We start from the raw sequence: 18,091 nt of genomic DNA, 5'->3' as shown, positions 1-18,091 counted from the left end.
CTACCCTGCGGCCTTCCCGTCGTTGCGTCCCATCATGCCCCTTTCGTTCCGTATCACCCATGGATGGCCCGCCGTGGCTGCCTTGGCGCTGGCTTGCGCCGCGCCGTCTGCCCATGCCGAACGCGTCTCCGCGCGTGACAAGGCCGCCATCGCGGTCCTCGACCAGCGCCTGGCGGCGGCGGAGAAGCGCTACAACGATGCGATGGTGCTGGTCGGCAACAGCGACCCCAAGGGCACCCAGGAAAGCGACGCGGCGCTGGAGGACATCGAGGACGTGGTCGATGCCTGCATCAAGCAGCGCGGCTGCGAGGTCGGCACCTACCTTGGCGCTTACAAACGCCTGCTCAAGGCCAAGGCCGACGCGCAGGGCGCGGCGACCGATGCCGATGCGACCGACGATGACGCCGCGCCGCTGCAGGCCGATCCCGATCACATCAGTCCGCTGGCGGCCAATGTGCCGGAAGCGGCGCGCGCGGCCAGCCTGCTCAACGACCAGCGCCATGCCTTCGATACGATGGTCGAATACAACCCGGCGGTGCAGGCCGGCATCCGCCGCTGGCTCACCGACATGCGCCCGTCGCTGATGAACAGCTACGAGAACTACCAGAACCTGCGCGCGATCATGTGGCCGGAATGGGAGAAGCGCGGGCTGCCGGAAGCGCTGCTGTTCGGCATCATCGCCAAGGAATCCAACGGCCGCGTGCATGCCAGCTCGCGGGTCGGCGCCGCCGGGCTGATGCAGTTCATGCCGGCCACCGGGCGCCGCTTCGGGCTGGGTCCGGACGGCACCGGCTTCGATACCCGCTACGACGCGCGCAGTGCCGCCGAGGCCAGCGCGGTGTACATCAACGAGCGCATGGCCGAGCTCAACCGCAGCATCGAACTGTCGCTGGCCGGCTACAACGGCGGCGAGGGCCGCGCCGCGCGCGTGTACAACCAGATGCAGGGGCGCAGCTTCTGGGACGCCTCGGTGTACAACCAGTTCCCGGCCGAAACCAAGGACTACGTGCCGATGGTGATCGCCGCGGCGTGGATCTTCCTGCACCCGAAGCAGTACGGCGTGGCGTTCCCGAAGATCAACGCGCAGCCGGCGACGTTGCGCCTGGCCAAGTCCACCACCATCTACGAGCTGACCATCTGCCTGGGCAGCGACGGCACCCGCGATGGCTACATGCGCGCGCTGCGCAACCTCAACCCGCGCTACGAACCCGATGGCTGGATCCCGGCCGGGGTCACCATCAACGCCACCACCAAGATCGTCGGCCTGTACAGCCGCTATTGCGTCAGCGGCCCGCGCGCCGACCTGGCGCGCGCGCTGATCACCGCCGACGTCAACGCGGCGGTCCGCAGCCCCACGCCGATGGCCGCCGACCCGACCGGTAACGTGGCGGTAGGCGACGTGACCCCGGTGGCCGGCGTGCCGACCACCATCGCCACCGGGCGCCCGGCGCCGGTCAAGCCCAAGCCCAAGCAGGCGCGCAGCTACCGCGTGGCCAAGGGCGACACGCTGGGCCGCATCGCCGACCGCTACAGCTGCGACATCAAGCAGTTGGCCAAGGCCAACGGCCTGCGCGCGCCCGGCTATGCGCTCAAGCCGGGCCAGTCGCTGAAGATGACCGGCTGCGATAAGTAGGGGCTTTGAGCGACAGCTGGAATGTCGCGTTGGCGCAGACACTCTCTGCGTTGTGGAGCGATTTCGATCCCGGCGCGGCATTGCCGGCAAAGTCGCGGCACTGAAGTGCCTCCCACAAGGGGGCCGGTTTCTTGCGCGCGGGCAGGAGCCATCCCCTTAGGCTCTTTGTAGGGGAGCTTGAAACCCTCCTGGAGGAAGCGCAGCGCCGGTCTAAAACGCGCTGCGGTCCCTCACATGCGTCAGTCCTGCAGCCGTCTGGCGAGCGCCTGACCGAGCCTGACCGGGGTTTCCGCGGCCAGTGCCGGCTCCAGCTGCGCCACGCCTGGCGGCAGCAGTACGATCACGGTCGAGCCGTAATTGAAACGCGCCATCTCCGCGAACCGCTCCAGCACGATGCCCTTGCCGCGCCAGTCCTTGCGGGTGATGCGGTCGCCGTAGCGCGGGATCTCCACGCCGCTCCACACCGTCTCCACGCCGCTGACCAGCAGCGCGCCGACCATCACCGAGGCCATCGGGCCGAACTCGGTATCGAAATGGCAGACCAGGCGCTCGTTGCGCGCGAACAGGCGCGGCACGTGGCGCACCGCGTCCGGGCCGACGCTGAACAGGCGTCCCGGCACGTGCACGGTCTCGCGCAGGGTGCCGCTCCAGGGCATGTGCACGCGGTGGTAGTCGCGCGGGGACAGGTACACGGTGGCGTACAGGCCGTTGGCGAACGGCGCCGCGGCGGCGGCGTCGCCGAGCAGTTCGGCAGCGGTGAACGACTGGCCCTTGGCCTGGAAGATGCGCCCGTCCTGGATCGCGCCGAGCTGGCTGATGCGCCCGTCGGCCGGCATCAGCAGCGCCTGCGGATCGGGATCGGCGCTGCGCGCGCCGGGCCGTAGCGCGCGGGTGAAGAACGCATTGAAGGTCGGGTAGGCGCGCGCATCGGGCTCGGCGGCCTCGGCCAGGTTCACCCCGAAGCGGCGCACCACGGTGTCGATCAGCCACTGCTTCAGCCCCGGCCGCGACGAATACGCCAGGCGCCGCGCCAGCGAGGACAGCAGCCGGTGCGGCAGCACGTAGGTCAGCGCGGTCAGCAGGCTCATGGCGCGGTCGCCTTGGTCAGCGCCTGCAGGTCGGCGGCGATCGCCGCCGGCTCGAACGGCGGCCGGATCAGCCCGGCCTGGCGGCCCTGCGGGTCGAGCACGGCGATCGCGGCGGAGTGATCCATGCTGTAGTCGTTCGGGTTTTTCTGGAAATGCTTGCCGGGCACCTTCTGGAACACGAAGCCCAGCGCGGTGGCGAAGCGTTCCAGCTCCGGCACGTCGGCAGTGGCGGCCAGGGTGTCCTTGTGGAAACCGTGCGCGTAGGCACCCAGCCGCGTCGGGGTGTCGCGCTCCGGATCGACCGAGACGAACAGCACCCGCGGGCGCAGCGTGTCCGGGATCGACTCCCACTGCTTCTGCGCGCGGGCCAGGTCGGCCAGGGTGGTCGGGCACACGTCCGGGCAGGCGGTGAAGCCCAGGAACACCAGCGTCCAGTGGCCTTTCAGCTCGCCGGGCAGCAGCGGCGTGCCGTCGGACTGACGCAGGTGGAAGTCGGGCAGGGTGCGCGGCTGCGGATACAGGCGCACGCTGCGGGTCTCGGGCCACGCCGAAGCGTCGCCGCCGAAGTACTTCTGGGCCAGCAGCAGGCCCAGGCCGGCGGCCAGGGCGACCACCAGGACGATGCCGAAGTTGCGGTTGAACATACTGATTTCCCTTGCAACGAACGCTCATGATAGCGGCCGGGCCTCTATAATCGGGGGCCGAATTGCCTTGCCTGTTGCCATGACTGCCGACGCGGCTGCCGAACTCCACACGATTATCGACCTGATCCGCTACGGCACCAGCCGTTTCAATGCCGCCGAACTGAGCTTCGGCCACAGCTACGACAACGCCCTGGACGAAGCCACGCAACTGGTGCTGCACGCGCTGCATCTGCCGCACGACCTGGGTCCGGCCTACGGCGGCGCGCGCGTCACCACGCCGGAGAAAGCGCAGGTGCTGGCGCTGTTCGAGCGCCGTATCGCCGAGCGCATCCCGGCCGCCTACCTGACCGGCGAGGCCTGGTTCGCCGGGCTCAGCTTCAAGAGCGACGCGCGCGCGCTGGTGCCGCGCTCGCCGATCGCCGAGCTGATCGAGGCCGGTTTCGAGCCGTGGCTGGCCGGGCGCGAGGTGAGCCGCGCGCTGGACCTGTGCACCGGCTCGGGCTGCATCGCCATCGCGATGGGTCACTACAATCCGAACTGGCAGGTGGATGCGGTCGACATCAGCGACGATGCGCTGGCGCTGGCCGCGGAGAACAAGGCGCGGCTGCTGGCCGACAACGTCGAACTGGTCAAGTCCGACCTGTTCGCCGGGTTGGGCGGCCGCCGCTACGAGCTGATCGTCAGCAACCCGCCCTACGTCACCCACGCCGAGACCGACGCGCTGCCGCGCGAATACGCGCACGAGCCGGAACTGGGCCTGCGCGCCGGCGACGACGGCCTGGACCTGGTGCTGAAGATCCTGCGCGACGCGCCGGCGCACCTCAGCGAGGACGGCCTGCTGATCTGCGAAGTCGGCGAATCCGAGCGCGCGCTGGTGCAACTGCTGCCGGACGTGGAGTTCGCCTGGGTCGAGTTCAAGGTCGGGCAGATGGGCATCTTCGCGGTGGAAGCCAGCGCGCTAGTCGCGCACCACGCGCGCATCGCCGACCTGGCGGCCAGCCGGTGAGCCGGCAGCCATGAGCGCGAACAGCTTCGGCACCCTGCTGACCGTCACCACCTTCGGCGAATCGCACGGGCCGGCGATCGGCTGCGTGATCGACGGCTGTCCGCCAGGGCTGGAACTGGACGCGGCCGAATTCGCCCACGACCTGCAGCGCCGCGCCAGCGGCAAGAGCCGCCACACCTCGGCGCGGCGCGAGGCCGATGAAGTGGAGATCCTGTCCGGGGTCTACGAGGGCCGCACCACCGGCACCCCGATCGGCCTGCTGATCCGCAACACCGACCAGCGCAGCAAGGACTACACCGACATCGCCCGCCAGTTCCGCCCGGGCCATGCCGACTACAGCTACTGGCAGAAGTACGGCATCCGCGATCCGCGCGGCGGCGGCCGCTCCTCGGCGCGCGAGACCACCATGCGCGTGGCCGCCGGGGTGATCGCCAAGAAGTGGCTGGCGCAGCGTTATGGCGTGCGCGTGCGCGGCTACTTGTCGCAGCTTGGGCCGGTGTTGCCGCACGGCTTCGCCTGGGACGCGGTCGAGGACAACGCGTTCTTCTGGCCGCATGCGGCGCAGGTGCCGGAGCTGGAACGCTACATGGACGCGCTGCGCAAGTCCGGCGATTCGATCGGGGCCAAGGTCACCGTGGTCGCCGACGGCGTGCCGCCGGGCTGGGGCGAGCCGATCTACGGCAAGCTCGACGGCGAACTGGCCGCCGCGCTGATGAGCATCAACGCGGTCAAGGGCGTGGAGATCGGCGACGGCTTTGCCGTAGTGGCGCAGAAGGGCACCGAGCACCGCGACCTGATCGCGCCGGACGGCTTCCAGTCCAACCATGCCGGCGGCGTGCTCGGCGGCATCGCCACTGGCCAGCCGATCGTCGCCTCGCTGGCGTTCAAGCCCACCTCCAGCCTGCGCCTGCCCGGCGCCACGGTGGACGTGGACGGGCAGGCGGTGGACGTCATCACCACCGGCCGCCACGACCCCTGCGTCGGCATCCGCGCCACCCCGATCGCCGAGGCGATGATGGCGCTGGTGCTGATGGACCAGGCGCTGCGCCACCGCGCGCAGTGCGGCGACGTCGGCAGCGTCGCCCCGCACATCCCCGGCGGTGGCGATGGCTGAGTCGCGGCCACGGGTGTGGGTCAGCCAACCGCTGTTCGACGATGTCGTCGTACGGCTCGGCGCGCATTGTGCGCTGACCACCACCGCGGACGTGACCCGGTATTCGCAGCAAGACCTGGCCGCGGCGCTGGCGCCGCTGGACGGGGCGCTGGTGACCCTCAACGAGCGCATCGGCGCGGCCGAGATCGCCGCCGCACCGCGGCTGCGCGCCATCGCCAACGTCGGCGTCGGCTACAACAACCTCGATCTTGACGCGCTCAGCGCGGCCGGCGTCGTCGCCAGCAACACGCCCGACGTGCTCACCGAAACCACCGCCGACCTCGGCTTCGCGCTGCTGATGGCCGCCGCGCGGCGCATCACCGAGTCCGAGCGCTGGCTGCGCGAAGGGCAGTGGCGGCAGTGGTCGTTCCAGACCATGCTCGGCGCCGACGTGCACGGCAGCACCCTGGGCATCCTCGGCATGGGCCGCATCGGCCAGGCCATCGCGCGCCGCGCCGCCGGTTTCTCGATGCGCGTGCTGTACCACAACCGCAGCCGCCTGCCGGCCGCGGTGGAGCGCGCGCACTCGGCCGACTACGTCGGTTTCGACGAACTGCTGGCGCGCGCCGATCACCTGCTGCTGGTGCTGCCGTATTCGGCGCAGTCGCACCATATCCTGGATGCCGCCGCGCTGGCGCAGATGAAGCCCAGCGCCACCGTGGTGAACATCGCCCGCGGCGGCCTGATCGACGAACTGGCGCTGGCCGACGCGCTCGCGCACGGGCGCCTGGCCGCGGCCGGGCTGGACGTGTACGAAGGCGAGCCGGCGGTGCGCCCGGAACTGCTGGCGCTGCGCAACGTGGTGCTGACCCCGCACATCGGCAGCGCCAGCGCCGCGACCCGCCGTGCGATGGTGGCGCTGGCGGTGGACAACCTGCTGGCCGCGCTGGGCTTCGGCGCCGACGCCGGGCGTCCGCCGAATGCGTTGAACCTGGATGCGATCGCGGGCGCCGGCAATGGCGACGGCCGCATCGCGGGCAAAAAACGATAGGGAACCTCCGGCGACCTGAGCGGCGCGCTCGGGAGGTTCCCCGAATCCAGCTGGCAGTGCGGCTGTTCCTCCTTTCTCCTACCCGATCGAACCATCTCCCATGAGCAACGAATCCCGTCGTTTCAACGTCGCCGTCGTCGGCGCCACCGGCGCTGTCGGCGAAACCATGCTGAACATCCTCGCCGAGCGCGACTTCCCCATCGCCACCCTGTACCCGCTGGCCTCCGAGCGCTCCGCTGGCGGCCAGGTCGAGTTCAAGGGCCAGAAGGTCACCGTGCTCGACCTGGCCACCTTCGACCCGACCGGCGTGGACATCGCGCTATTCTCCGCTGGCGGCGGCATCTCCAAGGAATACGCGCCGAAGTTCGCCGCCGCCGGCGCGGTGGTGATCGATAACTCCTCGTCATTCCGCTACGACGACGACGTGCCGCTGGTGGTGTCCGAAGTGAACCCGGAAGCGCTGAAGCAGCGTCCGCGCGGCATCATCGCCAACCCCAACTGCTCGACCATGCAGATGCTGGTGGCGCTGGCGCCGCTGCATCGTGAGTACAACATCGAGCGCATCAACGTGGCCACCTACCAGTCGGTGTCCGGCGGCGGCCGTTCGGGCATGGAAGAGTTGGGCAAGCAGACCGCGCAGTTGCTGGCGTTCCAGGACATCGAGCCGAAGAAGTTCCAGGTGCAGATCGCCTTCAACCTGATCCCGCACATCGACGATTTCCTCGACAACGGCTTCACCAAGGAAGAGATGAAGCTGGTTTGGGAGACGCGCAAGATCCTCGGCGACGACACCATCCAGGTGAATCCGACCGCGGTACGCGTGCCGGTGTTCTACGGCCACTCCGAAGCGGTGGCGATCGAGACCACGCGCAAGGTCAGCGCCGAGCAGGCGCGCGCATTGCTGGCCGCGGCGCCGGGTGTGGAGGTGGTCGACGAGCGCAAGCCCGGCGGCTATCCGACCCCGGTCACCCACGCCTCCGGCACCGATGCGGTCTATGTCGGCCGCATCCGCGAGGACATCTCGCATCCGCGCGGCCTGAACCTGTGGATCGTCTCCGACAACATCCGCAAGGGCGCCGCGCTCAACGCGGTGCAGCTGGCCGAGCTGGTGGCGCAGGAAGGCTGAGCCGCCGGGACCGGGGACCGGGGACACGGGGGTTGGAGCGAGAGTGGAGGGCGCCACTGCGCCAGGCTCTATGTAACGGCAGGCGCATGCGTGCTCTTGCCGTTTTCTATTGCGCTTCCAGATTTTCCGCCGCGGTCCCCCATACGCTTGCCTCCCGCTTTTCGCTCTTCCGGGTCCCCGGTCCCGGGTCCTTGGTCCCGGCTTCATATATATTGCACGCCATGACACCAAGGGCAGAGGCGTAATGCGCCTACAACCACGTAGTTTCCATCGTCTGCGTCACCATGCTGCGTCTGCATCCGGCCCGAGCCGGGCTTGGCGTGCGGCATGCGCGCTGCTGTTGCTGGCCTGCAGTCAGGCCGCGTTGGCGCTGGGGCTGGGCGACATCCGCGTGCTGTCCAAGCCGGGTCAGCCGTTCCTGGCCGAGATCCCCGTGATCTCCAACGAACCGGGCGAACTGGAGAACGCGCGCGTGGCGCTGGCCTCGCCGGCGACCTTCGCCCGGGTCGGGCTGCAGCGCCCGGATGGCCTGGTTGGCAGCCTGCAGTTCCGCTTCGCGCAGACCAACCGGGGCCGCGCGGTGATCCGCGTCAGCAGCAGCATGCCCGTCGAAGTGCCGTCGCTGAGCTTCCTGATCGAGGTCGATTGGGGCCAGGGCCGGTTGATCCGCGAGTATTCGGCGTTGCTCGATGCGCCCAACACCGCCGCGGCGATCGACGCGCCGGCGATCGATGCACCGGCCGCCGCGGTACCGTCCAACCGCATCGCGCGTCGCGAGCCGTTGCCGCCGGCGGCGGCCGCCAGCACGCCGACGCCTGCAGCGCCGACCGCACCCGCCGCGCCGGTGCGCAGCGCGCCAGCGCCGGTCGCGGCGCCTGGCGATGCGCTGGCGCCGGTGCAGCGCGGGCAGACCTTGTCGCAGATCGCCGGGCAGCTGGCGCGCAACGGCGGCCACTCGCTGGACCAGACCATGGTCGCGCTGTTGCGCGCCAATCCTGATGCGTTCATCCGCGGCAACGTCAACCTGCTCAAGCAGGGCGCGGTGCTGCGCACGCCGCGCCAGGAGGAACTGGCCAGCATCGATGCCGCTACGGCCACCGCCATCGTCCGCGAACAGGCCGCGCAATGGCGGCAGGCGCGAGCGCCGGTGCCGCAGCCGGCACAGGCGCAGCAGGCACAAGCGAGCGCCGCGCCGGCCGCCAAGCCGGCAGCATCGACCGCCGCGGCGGCCACGTCTGGCGCACGCCTGGAAATCGCACCGGCGGTGCCGGCGCAACGCGACAACGCGGGAACCAAGTCCGGCACCGGTACCGGCGACGAGGGAGACATGGTGGCGACTCAACAATTGCAGCAGGCGCGCGAAGATCTCGCAGCACGCGATGCCGAGGTCCAGGATCTGCGCTCGCGGGTCGAGCAGCTGGAAAAGCTCAAGGCCCAGCAGCAGCAACTGATTGCCTTGAAGGACAGCGACCTGGCCGCGGCGCAGAAGCGCCTGGCGCAGGCCGGGCAGACCCAGGCGCAGGCGCAACCCGCGCCGACGGCGGGCTCCGGCGGCTGGCCGTTGTGGCTGTGGGGCGGGCTGGCGTTGCTGCTGCTGGGCCTGGGCGCGCTGCTGCTGGCACGCCGCCGCAAGCCCTCGCCGTTGCCGCCGCTGCCGCGGCACGACTACGACACGGCCGCATTGGCCGCGGCGGTGCCGGTGGTCGCGCATCGCGACGTCGATGCGCCGGACCTGCCGCCGCTGGACGAGCACGAGCGCGAAGTGGCCGAAGACGCGGCCGCCGAAGAGCGGGCATACCAGGACCACGCATTCGATCGCGAACTGGCCGCGCAGGCGCAGCGTCACGACGACAGCGGCGCCGTCCCGGCCGCAGAGCATCTGCATTTCGCGCTGCGGCCCGACGCCGAGGTCGCGCCCACGCCGCCACAGCCGCCGCCGTCGGTCGACACCGACGCACCATGGCGGCAATCGCCGCCGCTGCTGGTGCCGACGCCGGTCGCGCCGGTGCTCGCCGAACGCCAGGAGCCGACCTGGCACCAAGCCGATCTGCCGGCCGCCGCCGAACCGGCTCCCGAACCGGCGGCGACCCATCCGCCGATCGGCCGCGAGCGCCTGGAGCTGGCCGTGGCCTACATGGACCTGGGCGACAACGAAACCGCGCGCACCCTGCTGGTCGAAGTGGCGGCCGCCGGCGATCCGGCGGCGCGTGCCGAAGCCCAGCAGTTGCTGGCCAGCTTGAGCTGATGTGCACAGGCGGCGTGTGGCGCACACGCCGCCGCCGTGCTGCCGCGACCGGGAATGCAACGATGCGCGACTACCTCTGCGACCTTGCGATGATGCCGCCGACACGCCGCCAGCCGCTGTCCCGGCCGATGCCTCAGACGAGCGTTGCGGCCCCACGCGCATGCGTGGTGGTCACCGCGTCGCCATGGTTGCCTATGCGCTCGGCCAGCGCCGTTCGGCCGCGCACCGCGCTACCCTCCCGCGCATGCCGCAGTGCAGCGCGGTGGCCGCTGCGGCCCGCGTTGTGCCTCGTGAGGGAGTAAGGCGCGATGCGCTACGCATTGGGCGTGGAATACGACGGCAGCGCATTCCAGGGCTGGCAGCAGCTCGGCGAATCCGGTGGGCCGAGCGTGCAGGCGACGCTGCAGGCGGCGCTGTCGTCGGTGGCCGACAGGCCGGTGAGCGTGATCTGCGCCGGGCGTACCGACGCCGGCGTGCATGGCGAATGCCAGGTGGTGCATTTCGACTGCGATGCGCCGCGCGCGCCGCGCGGCTGGATGCTCGGCGCCACCGCGCGCTTGCCGGCGTCGGTGTGCGTGCGCTGGTGCGTGCCGGCCGCGGACGATTTCCATGCACGCTTCTCGGCGCGCGCGCGGCGCTACCGCTATCGCCTGCTCAACCGCCAGGTACGCCCGGCGTTGTATCGGCAGACGCTGAGCTGGGAGCGGCGGCCGCTGCATGCCGAGGCGATGCACGAAGCGGCGCAGGCGCTGCTGGGCGAGCAGGATTTCGGCGCGTTCCGCAGCATCCAGTGCCAGGCGCTGCATGCGCGGCGCGAGCTGCAGGCGATCGCGGTGACCCGGCTCGGCGAGGTCGTCGAGGTCCAGGTCCAGGCCAATGCATTCCTTCATCACATGGTGCGCAATATCGTAGGCTCCTTAATCATCGTAGGAGCGGGCGACAAGCCGGTTTCCTGGATCGGCGAACTGCTTGCCGGGCGTGACCGCAGCGTCGCCGGCCCGACCGCGCCGCCGCAGGGATTGGTCTTCGTCGGTCCGCTCTACCCCGATATCTGGAAGCTACCGGCCGAGGTCACCCTATGAATCGCACCCTGTATCGCACCCGCATCAAGTTCTGCGGCATGACCCGCGCCGGCGACATCCGCCTGGCGGGCGAACTTGGGGTGGATTCGGTGGGATTCGTGTTTGCCCACGGCAGCCCGCGGCGGGTGGCGCCGGCGGAGGCACGCGCGATGCGCCAGGCCGCCTCGCCGATGGTGGACGTGGTCGCGCTGTTCCGCGACAACCCCAAGGACGAAGTGCGCGAAGTGCTGCGCACGGTGCGCCCGACCCTGCTGCAGTTCCATGGCGACGAGGACGACGGCTTCTGCCGCGGCTTCAACCTGCCATACCTGAAGGCGGTGCCGATGGGCGGCGGCGACATCAATGCACGCACCTTGCAGTTGCAGTTCCCGAACGCGGCCGGCTTCCTGTTCGACAGCCACGCCCCAGGCGGCAGCGGCGGCTCCGGCAAGATCTTCGACTGGACCCGGCTGCCTACCGGCCTGCACCGGCCGTTCCTGCTCGCCGGCGGCATCACCTCCGACAACGTATTCGACGCGATCGTGGCGACGCTGCCCTGGGGCGTGGACGTGTCCAGCGGCATCGAGAGCCAGCCGGGCATCAAGGACGGACACAAGATGCGCAAGTTCGTCGAGGAAGTGCGCCGCGCCGACTGCCACGAGTTGAACAGCAACTGCTGAGCGCTTTCGCAGTCGATGTCGGCGCCGACAGGCGGGGCATGAGGTAGTGTATTTTTCAGCACTTCACAACGCGTGGCAGAGACTTGCGTTGCGGCGGGCGCGCTCGACAGGATCCGTCGCCACTGAAGCCGCTGCCGCAGGTGGCATCGTCCTGCAGCGAAAATAGCCTGGCTGTTTGTCTGCTTCGTCATGACGCCTCGTGCCGCGCTGCACGCAGCACAGCGCGGGTGCTGCGTTCGCTGCGTCACTGCGTGATTTTCTCTGGCGTGAGCGCGTAGTCATGTAAGCCGGCATACCCAGGTTTTCCACGTCCAGTGTTTAGCGCAGCGGGCCGATGGCGCGGCATCGTCGCGCTGTGGTGTCGATTGCAGGTGCGTTGCACCTGCCCCAGGCAAAGCCTGGCGGCACACCTTGGTGCTGTGCCATCGATGGGTTAATCCCCTGTGCCGCTCGCGTCGGTTTAGCGCAATTGCATGCGCAACCACTCCGCCAGCGCGACGATGCGTTGATCTTCGCGGCCGCTTGGCGCGCACAGCGCCCACTGCCCGCCAGTCTCGGCGAAGCCCCACGGCGCCAGCAGGCGGCCGTTGGCCAGGTCGTCGGCGACCAGCGGCTGCGGCGCGATCGCCACGCCGATGCCGGCCAGCGCGGCTTCGAGCAGGTAGTACAGGTGTTCGAAGCCGGTGCCGTAGCGCAGCGTCGCCGGATCCAGGCCATGCGCCTGCACCCAGGACGGCCACGCCTGCGGGCGCGAGGCGGTGTGCAACAGCGGTTGTCGCAGCAGCGCCGAGGGCGGGCTGGCGGCCAGCGCCTGCGCCTGCGGCAGCGCCGTGCTGAGCACCGGGCCGATCCGTTCCGGCGCCAGCACGTGCACCTGCCAGCCATCCGGCCACGGCGCCTGGCCCAGCAGTAGCGCGGCGTCCAGGCCGTCCAGGTCGGCGCCGAACTCGCCTTCGTGCGCGGACAGGTGCAGGGTCAGCGTGGGCAGGTCGCGCTGCAGCGCCTGCAGCCGCGGAATCATCCAGCGCGCCAGGATGCTGCCCGGGCAGCCCAGCACCAGGGCGCTGGCGCGTGCCGGGCGGCGCAGTTCCGCCACCGCGTCCTGCAACTGCGCGAAGGCGCCGCCGGCCGCGTCGCGCAGCCGCTCGCCGGCCGCGGTGGGACGGATGCCGCGGCCCTCGCGCTGCAGCAGCGCCAGCCCCAGGTCCTCTTCCAGCAGCCGGATCTGGCGGCTGACCGCGCCGTGGGTGACGTGCAGTTCGGCCGCCGCGCCGCCGACGCTGCGCAGCCGCGCGGCGGCCTCGAACGCGCGCAGGGCATTCAGCGAGGGCAGGCGACGCAGACTTGACATGTGAGATTTCCTGACGGATATGCGCAGACTTTATCGGTTTTTGCGGGGCGATGCGTGCGCTAAAGTGCAGACCTGTCCTACTTGCCGTGACCGCCATGTCCTCCGTCCCCATCAGCGACTTCCACGCCTATCCCGACGCCAACGGCCATTTCGGCCGCTACGGCGGCCGCTTCGTCGCCGAGACCCTGATCGGGCCGCTGCAGGAGCTGGCCGCGGCCTACGATCAGGCGCGCCAGGATCCGGCCTTCATCGCCGAGTACGACAAGGACCTCAAACACTACGTCGGCCGACCCAGCCCGATCTACCACGCCGAGCGGCTCAGTCGCGAGGTCGGCGGCGCGCAGATCCTGCTCAAGCGCGAGGACCTGAACCACACCGGCGCGCACAAGATCAACAACACCATCGGCCAGGCGTTACTGGCCAGCCGCATGGGCAAGACCCGCATCATCGCCGAGACCGGCGCCGGCCAGCACGGCGTGGCCAGCGCCACGGTGGCCGCGCGGCTGGGCCTGGAATGTGTGGTGTACATGGGCGCCACCGACATCGAACGGCAGAAGATCAATGTCTATCGGATGCAGCTGCTGGGCGCCAGGGTGGTGCCGGTGACCTCCGGCTCGGCCACGCTCAAGGACGCGCTGAACGAGGCAATGCGCGACTGGGTGACCAATGTGCAGGACACCTTCTACATCATCGGCACCGTCGCCGGCCCGGATCCGTATCCGCGCATGGTGCGCGACTTCAACGCCATCGTCGGCCGCGAGGCGCGCGCGCAGATGTTTGAGGACTACGGCCGCCTGCCGGACGCGATCAGCGCCTGCGTCGGCGGCGGCAGCAACGCCATCGGTCTGTTCCATGCCTTCCTCAACGATCCCGGGGTGAAGATCTACGGTGCCGAAGCCGCCGGCGAGGGCGTCGCCACCGGCCGCCATGCCGCCTCGATCGCCGCCGGCCGCCCTGGCGTGCTGCACGGCAACCGCACCTACGTGATCTGCGACGACGACGGCCAGATCATCGAGACCCATTCGGTGTCCGCCGGCCTGGACTACCCCGGCGTCGGCCCCGAGCACGCGTTCCTGTCCGACAGCGGCCGCGTGGTCTACCAGGGCATCACCGACGACGAGGCGCTGGCCGCGTTCCACCTGCTGGCGCATACCGAGGGCATCCTCGCCGCGCTGGAATCCAGCCATGCGGTGGCGCAGTCGATCAAGCTGGCGCGTGAGTTGCCCAAGGACGCGCTGGTGCTGTGCAACCTGTCCGGCCGCGGCGACAAGGACGTGCATACCATCGCTGCGCGCGAAGGGATGGTGCTGTGAGCAAACGTGGCGACGATGGCAAAGATATTTATCTGACTTGGCGCGACCCGCAGCCCGGGCTCGCGGTCCGCTACGAAACCGGAGAAGGCACCGTGACATCGATGTACTGGGGAAGCTGGGACGCCGCGCAACGAGTGGAGGGCTGCGCATGAGCCGCGCCGCGAACCGTATCGCCGCACGCTTCGATGCGCTGCGCCAGGCCGGGCGCAAGGCGCTGATCCCGTTCGTCACTGCCGGCGATCCGTCGCTACACGCCACCGTGCCGGCGATGCACGCGCTGGTCGAGGCCGGCGCCGACGTGATCGAGCTGGGCGTGGCGTTCTCCGACCCGATGGCCGACGGCCCGACCATCCAGCGCAGCTCCGAGCGTGCGCTGGCGCGCGGCGCCGGCCTGGCCTATGTGCTGGAAACGGTCAGCGCGTTCCGCCGCGACGACGCGACCACGCCGGTGGTGCTGATGGGCTACCTCAACCCGGTCGAGATCCACGGCACCGCGCGTTTCGCCGAAGAGGCGGTGGCCGCCGGCGTGGACGGCGTGCTGCTGGTCGATCTGCCGCCGGAGGAGTCGGCCGAAACCCTGGCGATCTTCACTGCCGCCGGCCTGGATCTGATCGTGCTGGCCTCGCCGACCACCAGCGACGCCCGTATCGGCCTGTTGTGCGATACGGCGCGCGGCTACCTGTACTACGTCAGCTTCGCCGGCGTCACCGGCGCCGACCACCTCGATGCCCGCGCCGCCGGCGACCGCCTGCGCCAGCTGCGCACGCGTTCGACGGTGCCGGTGGTGGCCGGATTCGGGATCAAGGACGCCGCCAGTGCCAGGGCCATGGCGGTGGACGCCGACGGCGTGGTGGTCGGCAGCGCGCTGGTCGCGGCGCTGGCCGAGGCGATCACCCCGGAGGCGGTGCGCGAACGCGCGCTGGCCTTCCTGGCGCCGTTGCGGCAGGCGCTGGACCAGGGGTGAGGGCGGTGCCCGTCGGCGCCTGGCGCCGTGCGGCGGCAATGCGCCGCGCGCGCGTCGCAGCGGCGTCGCCGCTTACCTGAGGGCGCCGGCGCGCGCGGCTTCGCCCGGGCCTTCCATCCGCCGCTGTGCCGCCGGCACAGGGCAAGCATCGGCTGCGCTTGCTGCGCGATGCGGTTGCGCGTCGGCAACGGGAGCGCAATTGCTGCGCTGCGGCCAGGCGCGTTGCGCGATCGCCGGTTGGGCCGCGTTGCGGCGCGATTTCCAGCAGCGCGCTAGACTGTCGCCCCTTGGCGGCCTGGTGGGCCGCGCGACTGGATCGTTATTCCGCATGAGTTGGCTCAGCAAATTGATGCCCTCCGGCATCCGCACCGATAGCACGCCCAGCAAGAAGCGCAGTGTTCCCGAAGGCCTGTGGGAGAAATGCCCCAACTGCAGCGCCGTGCTGTACCGGCCGGAACTGGAGGAGAACCTGGAGGTGTGCCCGAAGTGCGGCCACCACATGGCGATCCGCGCGCGCGCGCGCCTGGCCTCGCTGTTCGACCCGGACACCACGCCGACCGAGATCGGCGCGCGCCTGGGGCCGACCGACGCGTTGAAGTTCAAGGACCAGAAGAAGTACAGCGAACGCATCAAGATTTCGCAGAAGAGCACCGGCGAGTACGACGCGCTGATCGCGATGCAGGGCCTGCTCAAGGCGCAGCCGCTGGTTGCCGCCTCGTTCGATTTCGCCTTCATGGGCGGCTCGATGGGCTCGGTGGTCGGCGAGCGTTTTGCGCTGGCCGCGGAGACCGCGCTGCAGATCGGTGCGCCGTTCGTGTGCTTCTCCGCCAGCGGCGGCGCGCGCATGCAGGAAGGCTTGTTGTCGCTGATGCAGATGGCCAAGACCTCGGCCGCGCTCGGGCGCCTGCGCGAGGCCGGCCTGCCGTACGTGTCGGTGCTGACCCATCCCACCACCGGCGGCGTCTCGGCCAGCTTCGCCATGCTCGGCGACATCAATATCGCCGAGCCGTACGCGCTGATCGGCTTCGCCGGCCCGCGGGTGATCGAGCAGACCGTGCGCGAGACCCTGCCGGAAGGCTTCCAGCGTTCGGAGTTCCTGCTCGAGCACGGCGCCATCGACCAGATCTGCGACCGCCGCGAACTGCGCGATCGCCTGTCCGAGCTTCTGGCGATGATGATGCGCCAGCCTGCGCCGGCCAAGACCGAGGTGGTGGCGTGATTGTTGCGGGACCGGGGACCGGGGACCAGGGACCCGGGAAAAGCAGGGGTCTGCGTGTCTTGCTTGCTTCGCCTGGTTGCCGTCAGTTGTACAGCCAGTACCGCTTTGGCTTTTGCGCTTACCCGGTCCCCGGTCCCCGGTCCCTGGTCCCGATCCGGGTCCGGGTCCCATGAGTACCCGCAAATATTTCGGCACCGACGGCATCCGCGGCCGGGTCGGGCAGGGCGCCATTTCCGCCGATTTCGTGATGCGCCTGGGCAATGCGCTGGGCCGCGTGCTCGGCGCCGGCGCCGCTGGCACTGCGCGGCCGACGGTGGTGATCGGCAAGGACACGCGCATCTCCGGCTACATGTTCGAATCGGCGCTGGAAGCGGGGCTGGTCGCCGCCGGGGCCGATGTGCAACTGCTCGGGCCGATGCCGACCCCAGCGGTGGCGTTCTTGACCCGCACGCTCGGCGCCGACGCCGGCATCGTGATCAGCGCCTCGCACAATCCGCACTACGACAATGGCATCAAGTTCTTCTCCGCCGAGGGCGAGAAGCTCGACGACGCCACCGAGAGCGCGATCGAAGCCGCGCTCGACGCGCCGTTCGCCACCGTGGAATCCGAGCGCCTGGGCAAGGCGATGCGCGCACGCGATGCGATCGGCCGCTACATCGAATTCTGCAAGGCCAGCGTGCCGCGCGGCTTCGACCTGCGCGGGCTGAAAGTGGTATTGGACTGCGCGCACGGCGCGACCTACCACATCGCGCCGCTGCTGTTCCGCGAGCTGGGCGCAGAGGTGATCGCGATCGGCGCCGCGCCGGACGGACTCAACATCAACGCCGGGGTCGGCTCGATGCACATCGACAACCTCGCCAGCAACGTGCGCAGCCATGGCGCGCAGCTGGGCATCGCCTTCGACGGCGACGGCGACCGCGTGCTGATGGCCGATGACCAGGGCAACCCAGTCGACGGCGACGACCTGCTGTACGTGCTGGCCTGCGGCTGGCAGGCCAGCGGGCGCCTGCGCGGGCCAGTGGTCGGCACGCTGATGACCAACTACGGGCTGGAACAGGCGCTGGCCGCGCTGCAGCTGCCGTTCCTGCGGGTCAAGGTCGGCGACCGCTATGTGCACCAGGCGCTGGTCGAGCATGACGGCGTGCTCGGCGGCGAGACTTCCGGGCACATGCTGTGCCTGGACCGCGCCACCACCGGCGACGCCATCGTCAGCGCGCTGCAGGTGCTGGAGGTGCTCAAGCGCTCGCGGCAGAGCCTGCGCCAGGCGCTGCAGGGCCTGCGCAAGGTGCCGCAGCAGACCGTCAACGTGCGCCTGCAGCAGGGCGCGCGCCCGGCCGAGGCGCCCAGTGTGCAGGCGGCGCTGGCCGCGGCGCAGGCGGCGGTACAGGGGCGCGGGCGCGCGTTCCTGCGTCCGTCCGGTACCGAGCCGGTGCTGCGGGTCACGGTCGAGGCCGACGACGCCGCGTTGATGCGCGACACCCTGGAAAAACTCGCCGAGGCGGTCCGTGACGCGGCGTGAGTCGATCGCCATCGGCATCGTGGTGGTCATCGCCAAGGCGGCCACCTTCTACCTGCTGTATCGCCTGCTGATCTGATCGCGGCGTTTCTTCCTTTCAC

Annotated in this window: 16 protein-coding genes; 13 read left to right on the top strand and 3 right to left on the bottom strand. The window is 70.1% G+C overall.

Annotated features, from left to right (window positions below; genetic code table 11):
- Nucleotides 1-34 precede the first annotated feature (34 nt).
- On the top strand, nucleotides 35-1,633 hold the full coding sequence (locus tag E4A48_RS10545) for a transglycosylase SLT domain-containing protein (RefSeq protein WP_058196547.1): 1,599 nt from the start codon (nucleotides 35-37) through the stop codon (nucleotides 1,631-1,633).
- A 239-nt stretch (nucleotides 1,634-1,872) separates the two neighbouring features.
- Here E4A48_RS10545 and asd read toward each other — a convergent pair whose 3' ends face one another.
- On the bottom strand, nucleotides 1,873-2,721 hold the full coding sequence (gene asd / locus E4A48_RS10540) for an archaetidylserine decarboxylase (protein ID WP_058196546.1): 849 nt from the start codon (nucleotides 2,719-2,721) through the stop codon (nucleotides 1,873-1,875).
- A complete protein-coding gene (locus E4A48_RS10535; RefSeq protein ID WP_058196545.1) occupies nucleotides 2,718-3,365 on the bottom strand; it encodes an SCO family protein in 648 nt (215 codons plus the stop codon). Before E4A48_RS10535 ends, asd begins: the two co-directional genes overlap by 4 nt.
- A gap of 79 nt (nucleotides 3,366-3,444) precedes the next feature.
- On the opposite strand from E4A48_RS10535, the gene prmB reads away from it, so the two are divergent.
- From prmB to E4A48_RS10500, 7 genes are all read left to right on the top strand, one after another.
- A complete protein-coding gene (gene prmB / locus E4A48_RS10530) occupies nucleotides 3,445-4,371 on the top strand; it encodes a 50S ribosomal protein L3 N(5)-glutamine methyltransferase (RefSeq protein ID WP_142742380.1) in 927 nt (308 codons plus the stop codon).
- 10 nt (nucleotides 4,372-4,381) lie between these two features.
- Nucleotides 4,382-5,485, top strand: a complete 1,104-nt coding sequence (aroC, locus tag E4A48_RS10525; protein WP_142742379.1) for a chorismate synthase — start codon at nucleotides 4,382-4,384, stop codon at nucleotides 5,483-5,485.
- The gene (locus E4A48_RS10520; RefSeq protein WP_142742378.1) at nucleotides 5,478-6,515 is read left to right on the top strand and encodes a 2-hydroxyacid dehydrogenase; all 1,038 of its coding nucleotides are present in this window, start codon (nucleotides 5,478-5,480) and stop codon (nucleotides 6,513-6,515) included. The genes aroC and E4A48_RS10520 overlap by 8 nt, the downstream gene beginning before the upstream one ends.
- Nucleotides 6,516-6,615: 100 nt before the next feature.
- Nucleotides 6,616-7,641 carry an aspartate-semialdehyde dehydrogenase gene (locus E4A48_RS10515; protein ID WP_142742377.1) on the top strand — a complete coding sequence of 342 codons (1,026 nt, stop codon included), beginning with the start codon at nucleotides 6,616-6,618 and terminating at the stop codon, nucleotides 7,639-7,641.
- Nucleotides 7,642-7,885: 244 nt separating this feature from the next.
- Complete coding sequence (locus tag E4A48_RS10510) at nucleotides 7,886-9,886, top strand: FimV/HubP family polar landmark protein (RefSeq protein ID WP_142742376.1); 2,001 nt, start codon at nucleotides 7,886-7,888, stop codon at nucleotides 9,884-9,886.
- A gap of 308 nt (nucleotides 9,887-10,194) precedes the next feature.
- The gene (truA, locus tag E4A48_RS10505) at nucleotides 10,195-10,968 is read left to right on the top strand and encodes a tRNA pseudouridine(38-40) synthase TruA (protein ID WP_039006814.1); all 774 of its coding nucleotides are present in this window, start codon (nucleotides 10,195-10,197) and stop codon (nucleotides 10,966-10,968) included.
- Nucleotides 10,965-11,627, top strand: coding sequence for a phosphoribosylanthranilate isomerase (locus E4A48_RS10500; RefSeq protein WP_058197157.1), 663 nt, complete (start codon nucleotides 10,965-10,967; stop codon nucleotides 11,625-11,627). The genes truA and E4A48_RS10500 overlap by 4 nt, the downstream gene beginning before the upstream one ends.
- Before the next feature lie 460 nt (nucleotides 11,628-12,087).
- Here E4A48_RS10500 and E4A48_RS10495 read toward each other — a convergent pair whose 3' ends face one another.
- Nucleotides 12,088-12,978, bottom strand: a complete 891-nt coding sequence (locus E4A48_RS10495) for a LysR family transcriptional regulator (protein ID WP_039006810.1) — start codon at nucleotides 12,976-12,978, stop codon at nucleotides 12,088-12,090.
- 95 nt (nucleotides 12,979-13,073) lie between these two features.
- Here E4A48_RS10495 and trpB point away from each other — a divergent pair, with 95 nt between their 5' ends.
- From trpB to glmM, 5 genes are all read left to right on the top strand, one after another.
- Entirely contained in the window at nucleotides 13,074-14,291 is a 1,218-nt protein-coding gene (gene trpB / locus E4A48_RS10490) for a tryptophan synthase subunit beta (RefSeq protein WP_039009145.1), read from the top strand.
- A complete protein-coding gene (locus E4A48_RS20565; protein WP_155522038.1) occupies nucleotides 14,288-14,443 on the top strand; it encodes a hypothetical protein in 156 nt (51 codons plus the stop codon). Before trpB ends, E4A48_RS20565 begins: the two co-directional genes overlap by 4 nt.
- Nucleotides 14,440-15,255, top strand: a complete 816-nt coding sequence (trpA, locus tag E4A48_RS10485) for a tryptophan synthase subunit alpha (protein ID WP_039006807.1) — start codon at nucleotides 14,440-14,442, stop codon at nucleotides 15,253-15,255. Before E4A48_RS20565 ends, trpA begins: the two co-directional genes overlap by 4 nt.
- A gap of 328 nt (nucleotides 15,256-15,583) precedes the next feature.
- Nucleotides 15,584-16,474, top strand: coding sequence for an acetyl-CoA carboxylase, carboxyltransferase subunit beta (accD, locus tag E4A48_RS10480; protein WP_009590585.1), 891 nt, complete (start codon nucleotides 15,584-15,586; stop codon nucleotides 16,472-16,474).
- A gap of 169 nt (nucleotides 16,475-16,643) precedes the next feature.
- Complete coding sequence (gene glmM, locus E4A48_RS10475) at nucleotides 16,644-17,993, top strand: phosphoglucosamine mutase (protein WP_039006805.1); 1,350 nt, start codon at nucleotides 16,644-16,646, stop codon at nucleotides 17,991-17,993.
- Nucleotides 17,994-18,091 lie beyond the last annotated feature (98 nt).

It is taken from the genome of Xanthomonas translucens pv. cerealis (assembly GCF_006838285.1).
Lineage (GTDB): Bacteria > Pseudomonadota > Gammaproteobacteria > Xanthomonadales > Xanthomonadaceae > Xanthomonas_A > Xanthomonas_A cerealis.
The sequence above is the reverse complement of the archived record's forward strand: the minus strand, read 5'-3'. Positions and strand labels throughout refer to the sequence as shown.

Excerpts from the sequence above, each read along its gene's own strand:
- accD (WP_009590585.1), top strand. The coding sequence starts at position 15,584 with ATGAGTTGGCTCAGCAAATTGATGCCCTCCGGCATCCGCACCGATAGC.
- asd (WP_058196546.1), bottom strand. The coding sequence starts at position 2,721 with ATGAGCCTGCTGACCGCGCTGACCTACGTGCTGCCGCACCGGCTGCTG.
- prmB (WP_142742380.1), top strand. The coding sequence starts at position 3,445 with ATGACTGCCGACGCGGCTGCCGAACTCCACACGATTATCGACCTGATC.
- truA (WP_039006814.1), top strand. The coding sequence starts at position 10,195 with ATGCGCTACGCATTGGGCGTGGAATACGACGGCAGCGCATTCCAGGGC.
- trpA (WP_039006807.1), top strand. The coding sequence starts at position 14,440 with ATGAGCCGCGCCGCGAACCGTATCGCCGCACGCTTCGATGCGCTGCGC.
- E4A48_RS10545 (WP_058196547.1), top strand. The coding sequence starts at position 35 with ATGCCCCTTTCGTTCCGTATCACCCATGGATGGCCCGCCGTGGCTGCC.
- trpB (WP_039009145.1), top strand. The coding sequence starts at position 13,074 with ATGTCCTCCGTCCCCATCAGCGACTTCCACGCCTATCCCGACGCCAAC.
- E4A48_RS10535 (WP_058196545.1), bottom strand. The coding sequence starts at position 3,365 with ATGTTCAACCGCAACTTCGGCATCGTCCTGGTGGTCGCCCTGGCCGCC.
- glmM (WP_039006805.1), top strand. The coding sequence starts at position 16,644 with ATGAGTACCCGCAAATATTTCGGCACCGACGGCATCCGCGGCCGGGTC.
- E4A48_RS10495 (WP_039006810.1), bottom strand. The coding sequence starts at position 12,978 with ATGTCAAGTCTGCGTCGCCTGCCCTCGCTGAATGCCCTGCGCGCGTTC.
- E4A48_RS10520 (WP_142742378.1), top strand. The coding sequence starts at position 5,478 with ATGGCTGAGTCGCGGCCACGGGTGTGGGTCAGCCAACCGCTGTTCGAC.
- aroC (WP_142742379.1), top strand. The coding sequence starts at position 4,382 with ATGAGCGCGAACAGCTTCGGCACCCTGCTGACCGTCACCACCTTCGGC.
- E4A48_RS10500 (WP_058197157.1), top strand. The coding sequence starts at position 10,965 with ATGAATCGCACCCTGTATCGCACCCGCATCAAGTTCTGCGGCATGACC.
- E4A48_RS10510 (WP_142742376.1), top strand. The coding sequence starts at position 7,886 with ATGCGCCTACAACCACGTAGTTTCCATCGTCTGCGTCACCATGCTGCG.
- E4A48_RS10515 (WP_142742377.1), top strand. The coding sequence starts at position 6,616 with ATGAGCAACGAATCCCGTCGTTTCAACGTCGCCGTCGTCGGCGCCACC.